We start from the raw sequence: 16,950 nt of genomic DNA, 5'->3' as shown, positions 1-16,950 counted from the left end.
GCGGGGATAAATCCCCTCGCCACAAAAGCCCCGGCGTGGTCCCGGGTAATAAAAAATGCCCGTGTCCGGTGGACACGGGCATTGTTTTTTCAAAAGCGGTGTTTATTCGAGCACTTCAACCGGCATGCCCACTTCAAGCCAACCATTGCTGTCATTGACCAGGTTCTGGCCGAACATCGCACCGTCCGGTGTCGAACGATACTGCTGCAACGTGGCGAAGGGTTCGCGGTCAGGGTCGCGTTCGCCGGTTTGCGGATCGACCGTGGTCATGATGCAGCGCGAGCAGGGCTTGACCAGCCGGAACTCCACATCGCCGATACGAATGCGCTTCCAGCCATCCTCGGCAAATGCCTCGCTGCCCTCGATAACCAGGTTGGGACGAAAGCGCAGCATCTCCAAAGGGCGGCCGACCCGATCGGACACGTCCTGCAAAGAGGCCTGGCCGATCAGCAGCAAGGGGAAACCGTCTGCGAACGCCACCTTGTCGTCATCCTTGCCGTAACCGGCGGCGGTGGTGCGCGCCAGTTCTACCGGAACGTGAACCAGCCGGGTGGGCTTGCCGATGAATTCGCTGACCCAGGCCGCTGCCTCGTCACCGGCATCCGGTACGCGCAAGGTGTCTCGCCAGATGATCACACCACGTCGCTGATCTTCGTCGGCAGGTGGCAGCGGTACATCCAGCGAGGCAAAACCTGGCGCACTGAGCGTCAGACCGCCTGCCTCGTTCCACAATGCCGAGAGCTGGCTCATCTGAATCACTGCCCGCTGGGTCAGGAAACGCCCAGTGCCCTCGTCCACCAGCATCCAGCGCCGGTCACCGTCCAGGCCCAGCTTGTCCAGGCCTATGCCTTGCAGGAGCTGACCCTTGCCGGACTTCAACGGATAACGATACAACGCGCTCAGCCGCAACATGCTCGACTTCCCTGGTGACGAAAAACGCCACCTTATACGAGCCGGCCATTGAAGCAAACCATGATCAGCCTCAGTCGAGCATCAGTCGCTGGCGCACCACGTCAACCAGCTTGTCCGGCTGGAATTTGGAGAGGAAGTTGTCGCAGCCGACCTTCTTGACCATCGAATCGTTGAAGCTGCCGGACAGCGAGGTGTGCAGCACCACGTAGAGCCCGCGCAAACGTGGGTCGTTGCGGATCTCGGTGGTCAGGCGATAGCCGTCCATTTCCGGCATTTCCGCGTCGGTGAAAATCATCAGTAATTTGTCGGTCATCACTTCGCCAGTATCGGCCCAGGCCTTGAGCATGTTCAGGGCTTTCAAACCGTCGCTGGCAACGTGCATTTTCACACCCAACTGACCCAGCGTATCGCGCAGTTGAGAGAGCGCGACATTGGAGTCGTCCACCAGCAGCACTTCGCGTCCGCGGGCACGCTCCAGTACCGGATCTTCGAGTTTGTCCCGGGAAACCTTGGCGTTGTAAGGCACGATTTCAGCCAGGACTTTTTCCACGTCGATGATTTCCACCAACTGGTCATCAACCTTGCTGATCGCCGTCAGGTAGTGCTCACGTCCGGCGCTGGTCGGCGGCGGCAAGATGGCTTCCCAGTTCATATTGACGATGCGGTCCACGCCGCCCACCAGGAACGCCTGAACCGAACGGTTGTACTCGGTGACGATAATGGTGCTGTTCGGTCCCGGCACCAGCGGACGCATACCGATGGCCTGGGACAGGTCGATCACCGGCAACGTCTGGCCCCTCAGATTGACTACGCCGCACACAAACGGATGGCGCTGCGGCATCAACGTCAGCTTCGGCAACTGCAGCACTTCCTGGACCTTGAACACGTTAATGGCGAACAACTGCCGCCCCGCCAGGCGAAACATGAGAATTTCCAGGCGATTCTCACCCACCAGTTGGGTTCGTTGATCTACTGTATCGAGAATGCCGGCCATCTATGACTCCTGGGCTTGTTCGGATGAATCCATAAAGGAGATATCGGCCGTGCAGGCCGGATCTTGACCCCTGTATAAAATGTCTCGCAGGGCATTGATGTCACATTAGCATCATGCTTTACTGGCTTCACAGATTTCATCCCTCAAGTTTTGCGCGGCGCGACCTCAGCTTGCGCACAAAGTTCCCCCGCCTAGGGGTTTCCCCTAGCAACAATCAGGTGCAACCTGATATTCCCGCTATCCAATAGCCATTAATGTGACGCCATTCTCATTGCTGAACGGAGTCAGGCTTTTGTGCGCGACCGCAGGACACCGGACTTCCAGCCATTTGGCCGATCCCGCCAGTGCAATCGTTTGCGAGCATGCCTTTGTCTACGGGCGAAAGAGTGCCTGCGGGTCTTCGTTAGTTGCCGGCCGTGAATTCCTGCCGTTCGCCACACGCGATTTTCTTGCGTCTGACATGATGTTGTGGAGATAAGCATGCCGAACGATCGTAAAAACTGGAATCAGCGCCTTCCCGAATTTCTGATCGAGGCCGAAACGCTTTTGGCCAAGTCAGAGGAATGCCTAAGCCACCTGCAACTGATCAACGACGACAGGGACGCCATTGATTGCATGCTCAGTACCTTGCTGAAGCTGGCAAACAAGGCCGACGCCCTGGCGCTGGAAGCCATTTCAGAATTTTCGCTGCATATCCATGGCTTGCTCAGCAACGCGCAAAGTCACGTTGAATTGCATGATCAGGCGCTGGGCGCGCTGAAGGATTGCTTCACCCTGATGGCCTGGCAACTGGAACTGGTCGATCACACCACCGGCCAGCTCAGCCTGGACAGCAGCGAACAGACCTCGTTGATCGAAGCCTTTGCCTTCCAGGTAGGCCAGAGTCCTGGCCAGACATTGCCTGCTTCGCGCCCCCTGGGTTTGGTGCCCTACTCACAAAAACAGGCCTGAGGCCGATGAGTGCGGTTCGACCTGATGCGGCTGACACTTGGCACTTTCACGCCACCATGCTGAACGCGACCAACGAAATATGAAGTGGTACTATCTCCCGCGTCAGTGGCCTCAAGATAGTGGCATTAAGCCGCCAACTGAGGCTGCCTTCGACCTGAAACGTTTACCCGTCCCGGCCCGTCAGATACGCTGACTGGCCTGCCCGCAGCGAACATTCATTGGCTCCATCCGTCATGTACGCCAGCCTCAAGTCAATCATCACCTGGCCACCCTCCCGAGAAAATGCCCGCCGTTTCACGTTGTCGTTGTGCATCTGCTCAACCCTTGGCGGCCTGCTGGTCTACCTGTTGGCCTCTACCGTACCCCTGAGTTTGCTGGCGCTGAATATCGCCGCCACGACCTGCGTCTGGATCCAGCATCGCCTGTCACACAAATCCATCAAGTTCCAGCCCCAGGAATTGGCCGATCGGTTGCTTGAGGTCCAGGAAAATGAGCGCCATCGGCTCAGCCGTGAATTGCACGACGATATCGGCCAGCTGCTGACCGCGGCAAAACTGCAAAGCGAATGGCTCAAGCGCCGTATTCCGGAAGAACTGCAGGGCCAGTGCACGATTCTCTGCGAGACGCTGGACGAAACGCTCAACAAGGTTCGCGACGTCTCAGCCATTCTCAACCCAAGACAACTGACCAGCCTGGGACTTGAAGCCAGCCTGCGCGCGCACCTGCTCAAGACGCTGGCTAACACACCGCTGAAATGGAGCCTGGACTGTCAACAACGCATGACCGGTATCCCTGAGGAAATGACGGTCGCCGCGTTTCGAATCACCCAGGAAGCCGTGACCAATATTTTGCGCCATGCCCAGGCGAAAAACCTGCTGGTGCGCCTGCAACGCTTGCCCGAAGGCCTGACCCTGTTGATCAGCGACGATGGCAAAGGATTCGTCCCGGCCTCCCACCCCGCTCACGAAGGACAACGCGGCATGGCCGGCATGTCGGAGCGGGTTGAACAACTGGGCGGCACCTTGAAGGTCATCAGCGAGGCCGGCAAAGGTACCCATATTGAGGCAAGCTTTCCCTGGACGCCTCGCGCCCTGGAACGGGCCAGCAAGAATAAGGTTCTCCATTGATTTGTAACTTGCTTCTGATAGATGACCACTCGCTGATCAGGGCCGGCGTGCGCGCCCTGGTCATGGATCTGCCCGGATATGCCGTGATCGGCGAAGCCAGTGACGGGACGCAATTGCTGGAACTGGTTGAACGGCTGGTTCCAGATATCGTCTTGCTGGATATATCCATGAAAGACACCTGCGGCCTGGACGCGCTGCAACAGCTCAAGCGCGTGCGTCCCCAGAGCAAAGTGCTGATTCTGTCGATGCACACCGACCCGGCGTTGATCATGCAGGCACTGGAATCCGGAGCCCATGGCTATCTGCTCAAGGACACCACCGCCACCGAGCTGGAACACGCGCTGGAAGCTCTGCGCAACAACGAACGCTACCTGAGCCCTGCCATTGCCCACACCGTGATCAACCAGGCACTGACCCGCGTCCAGAAGCCGCAACCCGATCCTGGCCAAGCTCATAATTTGACCGCCCGCCAACTGGAGATCCTGCGGCTGATCGTGCGCGGCAAGTCCACCCGGGAAATCGCCAACGGCCTGAGCCTGAGCATCAAGACCATAGAAACCCACCGGGCGCAAATCATGAAACGCCTGCAGATCCATGATGTGGCCGGGCTGGTGCTGTTCGCAGTGCGTGAGCAGATCATCAGCCTGGACGATTAAGCGCCACCGAGGTACTCAGCAAAGGCGAATCGGAGGGCAGGTGAACACGCAACGCTTTCGCCCGGACAGTGAAACGCAAACTGTCGACCTGCAACGGTTCGCCATCAAGATTGATATCCAGGCCTTGAGCGACCTTGATTTCCACCCATGGCAGGCGTGCGCGCACGAACATGTTGTCGATCCCCAGGCCACCGGCCAGCAAATCCTTCAGGGTGCTGACCACTTCCTGAGGCGCCGGCAGGACACTGATGTCCAGCAATCCATCATCGACCAGCGCCTCAGGGCACAGTACATGCCCCCCTCCGGCCTGCCGGCCATTGCCGATGCCCAGCGCCAGCAAATCGCCTTGCCAGTGGAAATCCGGGCCCTGCAGCTCACCGTAGGCCGCACTCAGTTCACTGAAACGTGATAAACCGGTGAACAGATAGGCGGCGCCACCCAAAACCTTTTTCAAGTCCTCGGAGGTGTTCGCCGTCACTTGGCTGCCAAAACCGCCCGTGGCCATGTTCAGGAAAATCTGACCGCCCACGTCCCCCAGGTCGATGGCCTGGGGCGTGACATCCAGCAGATCCAGGGCCTGCTCCGGCTCCAGCGGGATACCGGCGGCACGGGCAAAATCATTGGCCGTACCCAGCGGCAGCAATACCAGGCTGACCTCACTCGATTGACGCACGATCGCCTCGGCGATATCACGCAAGGTCCCGTCCCCACCGCCGGCGATCAACGTCGTGTAACCGGCATCCAGCGCCTCATCGACACAGCGTCGGGCATCGCCGGCCTCCCACGTCAGTCGGACCGCAAGGTCCCAGCCCTGCTTGCGCTTGAGCATCACTGCGGCGCGAACCTCATCGTTGAGCGCTTGCTTGCCATGCAAAATCAACAGCGCCTTGCCTTTGCTCATTGTTATCTCCGTCATGGGAAGGTTCAGAGAATGGGACCACTCACACGGCCGAAAAAGCCCGGACCGATTCAATTTAAATAAAAGACTGCGCTGCGCGCCCACGGGGAAAACCGGCGGACAGCCCGCCTGCCGCCCACTTCTCGACTCGAAGAATTTTCTTACAAGAACTGGCGAATCAGCTCAATTGACCCTTCAACGGTATTGAGACACTTTGGTGTTCTGTTGTGCTGGATCGTTTAAATGCTCATTACACAAGGATGTCTTAACCCATGGATGGATACTTCACGGCCCGCAGGGGCCGGAACAGTGGTTCGAACAGTTATGGCCAAAGGGATGAAACGCCCCATGCATAGCCATAAATACAAGCTGTCACCCCGGCAGCTCGCATCATTTGGAAGCGAACAGGCCAACGTTCAAAACGAATGCAAAAGTTGCAGTAATCCCGCAGGAGGAATTGATTTGGAACCGCGCGTCGTTGAACTGGAAACCCACCTTAAATACATCCGTAAAGACATGGATGAAATCCGAACCGATGTGAAGGTGATCCGCCACAGGCTCGCCTATTCGGCAGGCGCAGCAGCGGTGGTCTTTGGCCTGCTGGGCTGGATTGCGAACAGTCGATTCGATCAACTGGTCATGCTGCTCTCGCGATAAATTCGAGGGGCATGAAAAGCCCGAGCACTCGACTCGGGCAGATACCTCCACTGCTGCAGCGCTAGCCCAGGACCTCGCTCAAGGGAATAAAACCCACTTCGTCGCCTTCGACCAGGGTTCTCCCCTCAAGCACTTCAACCAGTCCTTCAGCCCAGGCCGCGCTGCGCAACACACCTGAGCTTTGATTGCGGTAGATGATCGCCCGACCGTTCTCGATGCGACCTCGCAAGTATTCTCGTCGACCACCTGCCTTCGGCCAATCGAAGCCGGCTGGCACCTTGAACTTGAGCGGGGTTACCGCCTGAACACCCTGACGGCGTAACAAGTAAGGGCGGGCCAACAGGGCGAATGTCACCAATGTCGAGGCAGGGTTTCCGGGCAGGCCTATCACGGGCACACCACGAAAATGCCCGAACGTCAGCGGTTTCCCGGGTTTGATGGCAAGCTTCCAGAGCGCGAGTTCACCCTCTTCGCGCAAGGCGGCCCCCAGGAAGTCAGCCTCCCCCACCGATACGCCGCCAGTGGACAGGATCAGATCGACATCCGACAACTGCCCCAGACGCTGGCGGGTGGCGGGCAAGTCGTCGGGCAGAATACCTGCGTCGACCACCTCACAACCCAGTTGCTGTAACCAGCCACAGAGCAGTACGCGATTGCTGTTATAGATCTGGCCAGGGCCCAGCGCCTGGCCTGGCTCTACCAGTTCGTCGCCGGTGGAGAGCACTGCAACACGCACCTTGCGCACCACCTCCAACGACGCGCAGCCAAGAGATGCCGCCAGCCCCAGTTCGATCGGCCCCAGGCGAGTACCGCAGGAGAGAACCGTTTCTCCGACAGTTGTCTCCTGCCCCTGGGGGCGGATGTTTTGCCCGCTCACCATGGGCTCGGTAAAGCGTATGCGCAGGTCATCTTCAACCACGGTGTTTTCCTGCATCTCGACGCAGTCAGCGCCGGCAGGGACAGGCGCTCCGGTGAAGATCCGTGCACAGGTTCCTGCGGCCAGCGGCTCCGGGGCCTGACCGGCAAAAATTCGCTGACTGACCACCAGCGGCTCACCTGTGCAGTCAGCCAGCCGCAAGGCATAGCCGTCCATGGCGCTGTTGGGCCATGGCGGCAAATCAAGGGTCGATACCACATCTTCTGCAAGCACCCGGCCTTGCGCCGTGGCCAAAGGCAAACGTTCACGCTGGACAATCGGCGTAGCCGCCGCCATCTCGAGCAAACGCTCCAACGCCACCTCCACGGCCATCAAGGCACCGGCCTTGCCCGGTTTACCCACGGGATTCACAAGGCGCTGCCTGTTTCAGATGGGCCACGAAGTTACATGGACGATGCCGCGCATCCAGTTGCTCGGCCAGTATCCCGTCCCAGCCAGTGCGCACCGCGTTGGTTGAGCCAGGCAGGCAACAAACCAGCGTGCCATTGGCCAGACCTGCCAGCGCCCGAGACTGGACGGTGGAAGTGCCTATGTCCGCCACCGATATTTGGCGAAACAATTCACCGAAGCCGTCGACCTGCTTGTCCAGCAGGCACGCGACGGCTTCCGGAGTGCTATCGCGCCCCGTGAAACCGGTGCCGCCCGTAATCAGCACCACTTGCACCACGTCCTCGGCGATCCAGTTCGCGACTTGCGCGCGGATCTTGTACAAATCATCTTTGAGCAGAACCCGCGCCGCCAGGTTGTGACCGGCCGCCGTGAGTCGATCGACAAAGACCTGCCCGGATGTATCGGTTTCGAGGGTGCGAGTATCACTGACTGTCAGCACCGCGATATTGAGCGGCACGAAAGGTACATCAGCCTTGGCTTTCATAGGCTCGTCCAGTTGTAGAGGAAACAGCCCGGTGTTATATCACAGCGCTTCATTTTTTCGCCTGTGCGGAGATACGCCATGACCTCGAACACTTCCTCGCCATCATGCTCCATCCTGCTGCTGGCGGGTGGGCGCGGACAACGCATGGGCGGGCAGGACAAAGGCCTGGTGGAGTGGCAGGGCGAACCATTGATCGCCCATCTGCATAGACGGACCCGAGCACTGAGCGACGACCTGATTATCTCCTGCAACCGCAACCCGGAACGCTATGCGCTGTATGCCGATCAATTGGTGCATGACGATGAAGGGGGCTTCCCCGGCCCATTGGCAGGCATCCGGGCAGGCCTCAAGGTGGCACGATACCCGTCTCTGTTGGTGCTGCCGTGCGATGTACCGAAAATCGACTCCAGCCTGCTTGACAGCATGCTCAGCGAGGCAAGCCTGCATCCCGACAAACCCCTGATGGTACGTCACGGTGAACACTGGGAACCGCTGCTGTGCGTCATTCCTGTAGCTCTGGCCCCGGCCTTCGAACAGGCCTGGAGCGAAGGCGAACGCAGCCCGGGGCGCATCATGCGGGCGCTGCATGCGGTTGCACTGCAATGCCCTGCCAACGATATCCGCCTGGCAAATCTGAACACGCCGGAACTGCTCGGCGGCCACAAAGGTGTGTCAGATTGACACTAGCCAGGAACTTGCGCGCGATGTATACGTCTGAAGGTCAGTAACTTGAAGAATCCTATTTCGGAGAAACACCATGACTCAACGGACCCTCGCCACTTTCATGCTCGCACTGGGCCTCGCCACTCTCGCCGGGTGCGCATCGCCAACAGTGATTACCTTGAATGACGGTCGCGAAATCCAGGCCGTCGACACCCCCGAGTACGATGAAGACACCGGCTTCTACGAATTCGAGCAACTGGACGGTAAAGAGACTCGCGTGAACAAGGATCAGGTTCGTACCGTTAAAGACCTGTAATTTTTAACGCCACAGCCAGATACAGAAAAGCCCGCGATATTTGCGGGCTTTTTGATGCCTGTTCGAAAGTCAGCCCGATTACCACTGCAAACTGATATCACTTTGAAATACACGTTCCTGGCCAGTGACAGGATCGACGAAACTCAACCCCTGGGCCAGCAGCTTGAGCGGGTTGGCGTAATCGTCCTCCACGTCCCGCAGCACGTCCGGGTAGAACGGATCGTTACAGATAGCCGCCCCGAGGGCATTCATATGCACTCGCAACTGGTGCTTCTTGCCCGTGACCGGAGACAGACCGTAGCGCCACAACTCACCGTTTTTTTCCAGGACTTCGATGGCCGTTTCGGTATTGGGCGCGCCCGGCCCTTCCTGCATCCGGAAGAACGGCTCGCCATCGATCATTCGGCTCTTATGCACCCGAGGGAAGGTCATCTGAGGTAACGCAGGGGCTATGGCCTGGTAGCGCTTCTCGATTTTGCGCGTTGGAAACAGCGACTGATAAGCCGAACGGGTCTGTGGGTTGGCTGAAAACAACACCAGCCCGGCCGTATGCCGGTCGATACGGTGCAAGGGCACCAGATGGGGATTGTCCAGACGTCGGATCAGACGTCGCAACAGCGTCTGCTCGACATACTCGCCGGCTGGCGTGACAGGCAGAAAATGCGGCTTGTCCGCTACCACCAGATGTTCGTCGGCATACAGAATCGATTCCACGACCGGGATCGGCTTCTCGTCAGGCACCTCACGAAAGTAGTGGATGCGCAGGCCTTCCCGATATGGCAGGTCGGCGGCAATGGCCTTGCCCTCTCCGTCCAATACCCGGCCCCGGATGATCCGGTCCAGCCACTGCTCGCGACTGATGGTGCTGAAATGCTCGCACAGGCACTCCAGCACCGTCTGCCAGGAGCCGGGCGGAAGATACAAGGTGCTGGCCTGATGGTGAGCGGCGCAAAACGATGACCGGGACATTGGAAACTCTAATCTTCTGGCAGGGTGGCATTATCCGTCAGCCGCGCAAGTCAGCCCAGCAATGATTGCTTCACGCCGGGATCGACGTCGTCTTTGCTGCCGCTTCGGTGAACTCTTTCAACCAGCGCAGCACTTCCACCGCCTCCCAGCGACCCGGATCGTACAACGCATACAACAAGCCCTGGTAACCCACCACATCCAGTTGCTTGTGGTAGCCGGCACGCTGGAACAATGCTTCGATCTCGGCGAAGCAGGTGTTGAAATGCAGTTTGTTGAAGGGCGTCTTGCCTTCGGTGACCAGCCCGTCCAGGCGCAACTCCTGGACCGCCTCGCGCACAACGTCCACGGACATCCTGTTCACGCTGTTTTTCAGTTGTTCGACATTGACCAAGGGACGCACTCCAGATAGCTGTATGGACATACAGTAACCGAAGAAGGAAATTTTCGCCAATGACAGTGCCTGGAATCGACGTATGGCAGGGTTCAACTCAGGAAAGCGGCCACCTTATCAGCATCGTCGAAAGGCCAATCCAGTTCCGCGCCAGTATCGATCCGGCGCAGGACCGGGATTCGCAGCCCATAACGTTCGGACAAGTCCTCGCTCTCGGCGATATCCACCAGTTCCACCAACAATCCATGCTCGACGAAAGACATCAACACACCTTCGGCAACTTCACAAAGATGACAACCCAGGGTGCCGAACAACTGGCATTCAGGAGGCATGGCAGGTAGACCCACAAAAAAGAGATGGTCATTCTAGGCCCCCTCCGCGAAACCGTCGAGCCGGGTAATATGATGCCCGGTGCTTCGGTAAAACGCTGATGCAAATCTTTGAGCGCCAATACTTTTCCGGCACTGCCCGGCGCTTTTTTTCCTTCTACGCTGTGTGGCGCAAACCTTGAATCGGAGTACCCCTTGTTTGCCAATCTGCTGATCATTCTTGCCTCGTCCCTGGTGGTCATCGCCCTGTTCAGGCGCCTGCGCCTGCCACCGGTACTGGGTTATCTGTGTGTCGGGTTGGCAGTCGGCCCCACCGCCCTGGACTGGGTGAACGACAGCGAAGAACTGCCAGACCTGGCCGAGCTCGGGGTGGTTTTCCTGTTGTTCTCGCTGGGGCTGGAGTTCTCCCTGGCGAAGATGATCGAACTGCGCAGGGTCGTGTTCGGCCTTGGCAGCCTGCAGGTGCTGTGCTCAGGGATACTGCTGGGCAGCCTGCTGCTGCTCTTCGGCGCCCCACCTGTCGCGGCCATGCTGCTCGGCGCCGGGCTGGCCTTGTCATCCACCGCGATTGTCAGCAAGGAGCTGACCAGCCTGGGGGAAATATTCAGCAGCCATGGCCAGAACGCAATCGGTGTGCTGCTGTTTCAGGATGTCGTCGCGGTGTTGCTGTTGACCCTCGTCCCCGTGTTCGCCGGCAGCAGCGAGCAACCATGGTACTGGGCGTTGCCCCTGACCCTGGGCAAGACCCTGGTGCTGTTCGGCGGTTTACTGCTGGCCAGTCGTCTGCTGCTGCCACGGCTGTTCCATGAAGTGGCCGAATCCCGCTCCGCAGAGCTGTTCGTGCTGCTGGCCCTGGTGATCGTATTGCTGACAGCGTGGCTGACCCATCTGCTGGGTCTGTCACCGGCGCTTGGGGCGTTTCTGGCGGGCATGTTGTTAGGGGAAAGCCACTACCGACATCAGATCGAGGCCGACATACGGCCGTTCCGCGACATTCTGCTGGGGCTGTTTTTCGTCAGCATCGGCATGCTGATCGATCTGCAGTTGTTTGTGGAGGACGGCTTGCTGATCCTCGGGTTGACCCTGGGATTGATGCTTCTCAAAGGCTGTGTGGTCGCAGTGCTGGTGAAGTGGCAAGGGGACGACGGCGAAACCTCCTGGCGCAGTGGTCTGGCCCTGGCCCAGGGCGGCGAATTCTGTTTTGCCCTGATGGCACTGATGCAGCAGAACCGCCTCATGCCCGCCGACATCAGCGGCCTGCTACTGGCAGCGACCTTCTGCTCGATGCTGCTGACGCCACTGCTGCTGCGTGCCGCGCCGCGCATTGCTGCCCGCCTGCACCGCAAACCCAACGAAGAGGCACAGCTGGACCAGATAAGCGCACTCAATGCCGATTTGTCGGGGCATGTGGTCATTTGCGGGTATGGCCGTGTCGGCCAGTCAATCGGGAGGTTTCTGCGCAGGGAACACCAGGCCTTCGTGGCCCTGGACGACGATCCGGTCATCATTCAGGAAGCCAGCGTCGGGGAAAGCTGCGTGCACTATGGAGATTCACGCCGGGGTGACCTCCTGACCGCCGTCGGGCTGAGTCGCGCCAAACTGTTGGTGATCGCCGTGGACAAAACCGACATCGCCATCAGCGTGCTCAAGGAAGCCCGCCGGCTCAATCCGCAGGTGCCGATTCTGGTACGCACCCGCGATGACAGCCAATTGGCGGAGTTGCAGGCTGCCGGGGCCAGCGAAGTGGTCCCCGAGCTGCTGGAGTCAAGCCTGATGCTGGCCTCCCACGCCCTGATCATGCTCGGGCTGCCGAACCAGCAGGTCCAGCAGCATGTGGATCAGGTCCGCCACGACCGCTATCGCTTGCTACACGGCTTTTATCCTGGGAATCAGGACAAAGAGCCTTAGGATCAGTCCTGACTGACCGCGCCAATCTTGTGGATCGAAAGGTCGGCGCCGTAATACTCCTGCTCCTGAGTCAGCCGCAGTCCCACCACAGCCTTGATCGCACCATAGACCGCGAACCCGCCGCACAGGGCAACGACAACGCCCAGCGTGGTGCCGATCAGCTGGCTGATCAAACTGACCCCGCCCAGGCCGCCCAGAGCACTCTGACCGAAGATGCCGCAAGCAATGCCGCCCCAGACCCCACACAACCCGTGGAGCGGCCAGACACCGAGCACATCGTCGATCTTCCATTTGCCCTGGGCGGCGGTGAAAAACCAGACAAACAAGGCACCGGCGATCGCTCCGGTCACGAGTGCGCCGATCGGGTGCATCAGGTCCGAACCGGCACAGATCGCTACCAGCCCGGCCAACGGACCGTTGTGCAGAAAGCCGGGGTCATTGCGTCCGACGACCAACGCCGCCACAGTCCCGCCGACCATGGCCATCAATGAATTGATCGCCACCAGCCCGCTCACCGCCGGCAGCGTCTGGGCGCTCATCACGTTGAAGCCGAACCAGCCGACAATCAGGATCCACGACCCCAAGGCCAGGAAAGGAATACTCGATGGCGCGAACGCCACCAGGCGACCGTCCCGGTAACGGCCGTTACGCGGCCCCAGCAAGAGCACGGCCGCCAGCGCCAGCCATCCGCCCATGGCATGCACGACCACCGAGCCGGCAAAATCATGGAAGCCAGCGCCGAACTGGGCCTGCAACGAAGCCTGCAGGCCGAAATTGCCGTTCCAGACCACGCCTTCGAAGAATGGATACACAAACGCGACGATCAACACCGTGGCACACAACTGAGGCGCAAATCGGGCACGCTCGGCAATACCGCCGGAAATGATCGCTGGGATCGCGGCGGCGAATGTCAACAGGAAGAAAAACTTCACCAGGCTGTAACCGTGATCGACGTTGAGCACCGCAGCAGGTTGCAGGAAGGTCACGCCGTAGGAAACCCAGTAGCCCACGAAGAAATAGGCCAGAGTGGAGACGGCGAAATCACTGAGGATTTTCGACAGAGCATTGACCTGATTCTTCTGGCGGACGGTCCCCACTTCAAGGAAGGCGAAACCGGCGTGCATCGCCAGAACCATGACCGCACCGAGCAAAATGAACAGCGTGTTGGAGCTGTGGACCAGAGTGCCCACAGCGCTTTGAATATTTTCCATGGTGTTGGCAGACCTGAAAAGTTGAGAAAAGCACCAAACCAGTTCATTCGCCCTGCCCGCGCACCAAGTCGAAACATCGCCTCGAAGAATCGATGAACCGAATGAGTGCACAAAAACCGACAAGGCGGTGTTCCGCTGGGAGTGCTTCGCGGATTCTGATTTTCTGGGTTAAGGTTTTACGGGCTGACGCCCAGCTTCAGCGCACAGGCGCAGGGGGTCGCACCAGTACATGGCAAAACCCTGAGCAAAAGTTGTACCAGTCAGTTTCACTGAACCTTCCGGTATGGCTCATACTCGAACGCTTCAGACGTCACTTACGGAGATTCCCCCATGGCCAGAACCCAGGCAAAGACTGCTCAAGAAATCCTGATGGAAGATTTTCAGACGCTGGTCAGCGACACCGAACGGCTGTTGGATCACACCGCGACACTGGCTGGCGACCAGGCCGATGAACTGCGCAGTCAGATCCATGAAACCCTCCTGCGCGCCCGCGAGACCCTGAAGTTGACCGAAGACTCAGTGCGTGAGCGCGGCCAGGCGGCGGTGATCGCCACCGAGGAATATGTTCAGGCCAATCCTTGGCAATCCGTCGGCATCGCCGCGGGCGTGGGCTTTCTGATCGGCCTGCTGGCGACACGGCGCTAATGATGGGCATTGACGAATCCGGCTCGTCCGAAGCGGGCACACAACCTACAGCACGCCGCCTGGGCGCAGCGTTTCTCGGATTACTGCACAGCCATGTCGAATTGTTCGGCATCGAATTGCAGGAACAGAAGGCACGCACAGTCAGCCTGTTGTTGTTCGCAGGGCTGGCGCTGGTGTTTGCGCTGTTGCTGCTGGTCGGGCTGTCGGCGCTGGTACTGATCCTGGTATGGGATACCTATCGTCTGGCGGGAATTATTGGCCTGTGTCTGTTTTATCTGCTGGCCGCCCTGTTCTGCGGTCTGCGACTCAAGGCAGCGATCTATGATGAGTCCTCACCCTTCCATGCCACTCTGGAAGAATTGGCCAACGACCGGGAGCGCCTGTTGCCATGAGTCTGCCTGATATTCCTCAAGCCCGGACACGACAGGAAATGCGCAAGGCGTTGGTACGTCTGCGCATGGAAATGCACCGACAGGAAATCCGCCAGGAAACCCGCCAACTGCTGCAACCTCTGCAACGGGTGCGCGGTTTCACACAGAGTTGGCACGAGGGCTTCGGCATCAAGCACGCGCCGCTCTGGGGCGTGGCGGCGGTGTCCTTGCTCGGTTTTCTCACCGGCAAACGGACCCGCAGCGGCCGCACCAGCAGCCTGGCGGGACTGATCCGGCTGGCAACGACCCTGCTGCCGCTCATCAAGCTGGCCAAAAGTGTGCGCAAACCCTGACGTAGCGATAGCCTATAGGCCTTGCGAGGTGCCCCGCGAACCGCGAAGCTAGGACATCGACCTTATCAAACGGAGCAACCAGCCTTGGATTGGCACACCCTGCTGACTCGCGAGCGCCTCGGAAAAACGCTGCACAGCCCGGAAGAGTTGGGCCGCAGCCCGTTCCACAAAGACCATGACCGCATCATTTTTTCCGGCGCGTTCCGGCGCCTCGGACGCAAGACCCAGGTGCATCCGGTCTCCAGCAACGACCACATCCACACACGCCTGACCCATTCGCTGGAAGTCAGTTGCGTGGGGCGATCGCTGGGCATGCGCGTGGGGGAAACCATCCGCAGCGCCCTGCCTGACTGGTGCGAGCCAAGTGACCTGGGCATGGTGGTGCAATCGGCCTGCCTGGCCCATGACATCGGCAACCCGCCATTCGGTCATTCCGGTGAAGACGCCATCCGCTATTGGTTCCAGCAGGCCGCCGGCCGCGGTTGGCTCGACGCCATGACCGAGGCCGAGCGCAACGACTTTCTCAATTTCGAAGGCAACGCCCAGGGGTTCCGGGTGCTCACCCAGCTTGAATATCACCAGTTCGACGGTGGTACGCGGTTGACCTATGCCACCCTCGGCACTTACCTCAAATACCCCTGGACCGCCCGTCACGCGGACTCCTTGGGCTACAAAAAGCACAAGTTCGGTTGCTATCAGAGCGAACTGCCGTTGCTGGAACAGATCGCCCACAAGCTCGGCCTGCCTCAGCTCGAAGACCAGCGCTGGGCACGGCATCCTCTGGTTTACCTGATGGAAGCCGCCGATGACATCTGCTACGCGCTGATCGACCTGGAAGACGGCGTGGAAATGGAGCTGCTGGAATACCCGCAAGTGGAGTCGCTACTTCTGGACCTGGTGGGCGACGATCTCCCGGACACTTACCGTCAACTTGGACCACTGGACTCGCGAAGGCGCAAACTGGCGATCCTGCGAGGCAAGGCCATCGAACATCTGACCAACGCCGCCGCCAGGGCTTTCGTCGAGCAGCAGCAAGCGTTGCTGGCCGGTACGCTGCCAGGGGACCTGGTGGAACACATGCATGGCCCAGCCAAACGTTGCGTATTGAATGCCAAGGACATGGCGCGCAAGAAAATCTTCCAGGACAAGCGCAAGACCCTGCATGAGATCGGCGCCTACACCACGCTGGAAATCCTGCTCAACGGGTTTTGCGGCGCCGCCCTAGAGCAACATGGCGGTCGCACGCCTTCGTTCAAGAATCGGCGAATTCTCGATCTGCTGGGTAACAACGCGCCCGATCCGAACGGTTCGTTACATGGTGCATTCTTGCGGATGATCGATTTTATCGCCGGGATGACTGACAGCTACGCCAGCGAAATGGCTCAGGAGATGACGGGCCGTACTCGCCAATGAGAGGGCGTCGGTGGCGAGCCTGGATGTGAAGGCGCAGCAGTTGAGGTTTGACAGGCCCGCCCCACGGGGCGGGGTAAACGGCAATGGAGCGTCGCACTCGCTTCTGAAAAGTCGGATGACCTGCCATTAATACTGAATAAAACCCTTGCTCTATTTGTTTATATAAACAACATACCGAAAGAAATCTCCCCTCCCAAACGGGCAATAATTCCCCTTCCTAGTTCATTCACCTACTAAAAACCCAATCACACCGTAGTACCCCGCCTCTTTTTTTGTAGGAAACTTCTGAAATTGAATATGTATGCCTGTCTCCTCATACGACCCCGGCATTAACTGGGCTAAGGTGCGCGCTTTATTAAGCTCGTAGGGACTTTA

Annotated in this window: 20 protein-coding genes; 11 read left to right on the top strand and 9 right to left on the bottom strand. The window is 59.1% G+C overall.

Features of this window, described 5'->3' with window-relative positions:
• Positions 1-102: 102 nt before the first annotated feature.
• Positions 103-912 carry an MOSC domain-containing protein gene (locus HU811_RS09375; protein ID WP_186655416.1) on the bottom strand — a complete coding sequence of 270 codons (810 nt, stop codon included), beginning with the start codon at positions 910-912 and terminating at the stop codon, positions 103-105.
• 70 nt (positions 913-982) lie between these two features.
• Positions 983-1,906: a chemotaxis protein CheV gene (locus tag HU811_RS09370; RefSeq protein WP_092401851.1), complete on the bottom strand. Its 924-nt coding sequence runs from the start codon at positions 1,904-1,906 to the stop codon at positions 983-985.
• A 480-nt stretch (positions 1,907-2,386) separates the two neighbouring features.
• Here HU811_RS09370 and HU811_RS09365 point away from each other — a divergent pair, with 480 nt between their 5' ends.
• The 3 genes from HU811_RS09365 to HU811_RS09355 all read left to right on the top strand — a co-directional run bounded on the left by HU811_RS09365 (position 2,387) and on the right by HU811_RS09355 (position 4,640).
• A complete protein-coding gene (locus HU811_RS09365; protein WP_092401854.1) occupies positions 2,387-2,857 on the top strand; it encodes a hypothetical protein in 471 nt (156 codons plus the stop codon).
• A gap of 233 nt (positions 2,858-3,090) precedes the next feature.
• Entirely contained in the window at positions 3,091-3,984 is an 894-nt protein-coding gene (locus HU811_RS09360; RefSeq protein WP_186655419.1) for a sensor histidine kinase, read from the top strand.
• Positions 3,981-4,640, top strand: coding sequence for a response regulator (locus HU811_RS09355; RefSeq protein ID WP_092401859.1), 660 nt, complete (start codon positions 3,981-3,983; stop codon positions 4,638-4,640). The genes HU811_RS09360 and HU811_RS09355 overlap by 4 nt, the downstream gene beginning before the upstream one ends.
• Here HU811_RS09355 and yegS read toward each other — a convergent pair.
• Positions 4,624-5,541 carry a lipid kinase YegS gene (yegS, locus tag HU811_RS09350; RefSeq protein WP_186655414.1) on the bottom strand — a complete coding sequence of 306 codons (918 nt, stop codon included), beginning with the start codon at positions 5,539-5,541 and terminating at the stop codon, positions 4,624-4,626. The two genes, HU811_RS09355 and yegS, sit on opposite strands and share 17 nt — an antisense overlap.
• 345 nt (positions 5,542-5,886) lie before the next feature.
• Between yegS and HU811_RS27400 the strand changes: the two genes are divergently transcribed.
• Entirely contained in the window at positions 5,887-6,195 is a 309-nt protein-coding gene (locus HU811_RS27400) for a hypothetical protein (protein ID WP_225248412.1), read from the top strand.
• Positions 6,196-6,256: 61 nt separating this feature from the next.
• On the opposite strand, the gene HU811_RS09340 is transcribed toward HU811_RS27400, so the two are convergent.
• The gene (locus HU811_RS09340) at positions 6,257-7,444 is read right to left on the bottom strand and encodes a molybdopterin molybdotransferase MoeA (protein WP_186655417.1); all 1,188 of its coding nucleotides are present in this window, start codon (positions 7,442-7,444) and stop codon (positions 6,257-6,259) included.
• A gap of 22 nt (positions 7,445-7,466) precedes the next feature.
• Positions 7,467-8,006: a molybdenum cofactor biosynthesis protein B gene (gene moaB / locus HU811_RS09335; RefSeq protein WP_047226393.1), complete on the bottom strand. Its 540-nt coding sequence runs from the start codon at positions 8,004-8,006 to the stop codon at positions 7,467-7,469.
• Positions 8,007-8,084: 78 nt separating this feature from the next.
• Between moaB and mobA the strand changes: the two genes are divergently transcribed.
• Positions 8,085-8,687, top strand: coding sequence for a molybdenum cofactor guanylyltransferase MobA (gene mobA, locus HU811_RS09330; protein ID WP_092458970.1), 603 nt, complete (start codon positions 8,085-8,087; stop codon positions 8,685-8,687).
• A 76-nt stretch (positions 8,688-8,763) separates the two neighbouring features.
• Positions 8,764-8,985, top strand: a complete 222-nt coding sequence (locus HU811_RS09325) for a YgdI/YgdR family lipoprotein (RefSeq protein ID WP_047226391.1) — start codon at positions 8,764-8,766, stop codon at positions 8,983-8,985.
• A gap of 78 nt (positions 8,986-9,063) precedes the next feature.
• Here HU811_RS09325 and HU811_RS09320 read toward each other — a convergent pair whose 3' ends face one another.
• The 3 genes from HU811_RS09320 to HU811_RS09310 all read right to left on the bottom strand — a co-directional run bounded on the left by HU811_RS09320 (position 9,064) and on the right by HU811_RS09310 (position 10,677).
• Complete coding sequence (locus HU811_RS09320) at positions 9,064-9,954, bottom strand: pseudouridine synthase (protein WP_186655412.1); 891 nt, start codon at positions 9,952-9,954, stop codon at positions 9,064-9,066.
• Positions 9,955-10,024: 70 nt separating this feature from the next.
• On the bottom strand, positions 10,025-10,345 hold the full coding sequence (locus tag HU811_RS09315; protein ID WP_047226389.1) for a transcriptional regulator: 321 nt from the start codon (positions 10,343-10,345) through the stop codon (positions 10,025-10,027).
• A gap of 92 nt (positions 10,346-10,437) precedes the next feature.
• Positions 10,438-10,677 carry a glutaredoxin family protein gene (locus HU811_RS09310; protein ID WP_092401874.1) on the bottom strand — a complete coding sequence of 80 codons (240 nt, stop codon included), beginning with the start codon at positions 10,675-10,677 and terminating at the stop codon, positions 10,438-10,440.
• 192 nt (positions 10,678-10,869) lie between these two features.
• Between HU811_RS09310 and HU811_RS09305 the strand changes: the two genes are divergently transcribed.
• Positions 10,870-12,582, top strand: a complete 1,713-nt coding sequence (locus HU811_RS09305) for a cation:proton antiporter (RefSeq protein ID WP_092458963.1) — start codon at positions 10,870-10,872, stop codon at positions 12,580-12,582.
• A gap of 2 nt (positions 12,583-12,584) precedes the next feature.
• On the opposite strand, the gene HU811_RS09300 is transcribed toward HU811_RS09305, so the two are convergent.
• The gene (locus HU811_RS09300) at positions 12,585-13,793 is read right to left on the bottom strand and encodes an ammonium transporter (protein ID WP_186655410.1); all 1,209 of its coding nucleotides are present in this window, start codon (positions 13,791-13,793) and stop codon (positions 12,585-12,587) included.
• A 330-nt stretch (positions 13,794-14,123) separates the two neighbouring features.
• Here HU811_RS09300 and HU811_RS09295 point away from each other — a divergent pair, with 330 nt between their 5' ends.
• The 4 genes from HU811_RS09295 (at position 14,124) to HU811_RS09280 (ending at position 16,575) form a co-directional block, all read left to right on the top strand.
• On the top strand, positions 14,124-14,438 hold the full coding sequence (locus HU811_RS09295) for an ElaB/YgaM/YqjD family protein (protein ID WP_047226385.1): 315 nt from the start codon (positions 14,124-14,126) through the stop codon (positions 14,436-14,438).
• A gap of 2 nt (positions 14,439-14,440) precedes the next feature.
• Positions 14,441-14,830 carry a phage holin family protein gene (locus tag HU811_RS09290; protein ID WP_047226384.1) on the top strand — a complete coding sequence of 130 codons (390 nt, stop codon included), beginning with the start codon at positions 14,441-14,443 and terminating at the stop codon, positions 14,828-14,830.
• Positions 14,827-15,162, top strand: a complete 336-nt coding sequence (locus tag HU811_RS09285) for a hypothetical protein (RefSeq protein ID WP_186655409.1) — start codon at positions 14,827-14,829, stop codon at positions 15,160-15,162. Before HU811_RS09290 ends, HU811_RS09285 begins: the two co-directional genes overlap by 4 nt.
• Positions 15,163-15,246: 84 nt before the next feature.
• A complete protein-coding gene (locus HU811_RS09280; protein WP_092401883.1) occupies positions 15,247-16,575 on the top strand; it encodes a deoxyguanosinetriphosphate triphosphohydrolase in 1,329 nt (442 codons plus the stop codon).
• Positions 16,576-16,950 lie beyond the last annotated feature (375 nt).

Source organism: Pseudomonas tehranensis (assembly GCF_014268615.1).
Taxonomy (GTDB): Bacteria; Pseudomonadota; Gammaproteobacteria; order Pseudomonadales; family Pseudomonadaceae; genus Aquipseudomonas; species Aquipseudomonas tehranensis.
Note: the sequence above shows the minus strand (reverse complement) of the source record. Positions and strands in the feature narration are given on the sequence as shown.

Excerpts from the sequence above, each read along its gene's own strand:
- HU811_RS09340 (WP_186655417.1), bottom strand. The coding sequence starts at position 7,444 with ATGGCCGTGGAGGTGGCGTTGGAGCGTTTGCTCGAGATGGCGGCGGCT.
- HU811_RS09325 (WP_047226391.1), top strand. The coding sequence starts at position 8,764 with ATGACTCAACGGACCCTCGCCACTTTCATGCTCGCACTGGGCCTCGCC.
- HU811_RS09360 (WP_186655419.1), top strand. The coding sequence starts at position 3,091 with ATGTACGCCAGCCTCAAGTCAATCATCACCTGGCCACCCTCCCGAGAA.
- yegS (WP_186655414.1), bottom strand. The coding sequence starts at position 5,541 with ATGAGCAAAGGCAAGGCGCTGTTGATTTTGCATGGCAAGCAAGCGCTC.
- HU811_RS09370 (WP_092401851.1), bottom strand. The coding sequence starts at position 1,906 with ATGGCCGGCATTCTCGATACAGTAGATCAACGAACCCAACTGGTGGGT.
- HU811_RS27400 (WP_225248412.1), top strand. The coding sequence starts at position 5,887 with ATGCATAGCCATAAATACAAGCTGTCACCCCGGCAGCTCGCATCATTT.
- mobA (WP_092458970.1), top strand. The coding sequence starts at position 8,085 with ATGACCTCGAACACTTCCTCGCCATCATGCTCCATCCTGCTGCTGGCG.
- HU811_RS09300 (WP_186655410.1), bottom strand. The coding sequence starts at position 13,793 with ATGGAAAATATTCAAAGCGCTGTGGGCACTCTGGTCCACAGCTCCAAC.
- moaB (WP_047226393.1), bottom strand. The coding sequence starts at position 8,006 with ATGAAAGCCAAGGCTGATGTACCTTTCGTGCCGCTCAATATCGCGGTG.
- HU811_RS09365 (WP_092401854.1), top strand. The coding sequence starts at position 2,387 with ATGCCGAACGATCGTAAAAACTGGAATCAGCGCCTTCCCGAATTTCTG.
- HU811_RS09375 (WP_186655416.1), bottom strand. The coding sequence starts at position 912 with ATGTTGCGGCTGAGCGCGTTGTATCGTTATCCGTTGAAGTCCGGCAAG.
- HU811_RS09285 (WP_186655409.1), top strand. The coding sequence starts at position 14,827 with ATGAGTCTGCCTGATATTCCTCAAGCCCGGACACGACAGGAAATGCGC.
- HU811_RS09320 (WP_186655412.1), bottom strand. The coding sequence starts at position 9,954 with ATGTCCCGGTCATCGTTTTGCGCCGCTCACCATCAGGCCAGCACCTTG.
- HU811_RS09295 (WP_047226385.1), top strand. The coding sequence starts at position 14,124 with ATGGCCAGAACCCAGGCAAAGACTGCTCAAGAAATCCTGATGGAAGAT.
- HU811_RS09310 (WP_092401874.1), bottom strand. The coding sequence starts at position 10,677 with ATGCCTCCTGAATGCCAGTTGTTCGGCACCCTGGGTTGTCATCTTTGT.
- HU811_RS09290 (WP_047226384.1), top strand. The coding sequence starts at position 14,441 with ATGGGCATTGACGAATCCGGCTCGTCCGAAGCGGGCACACAACCTACA.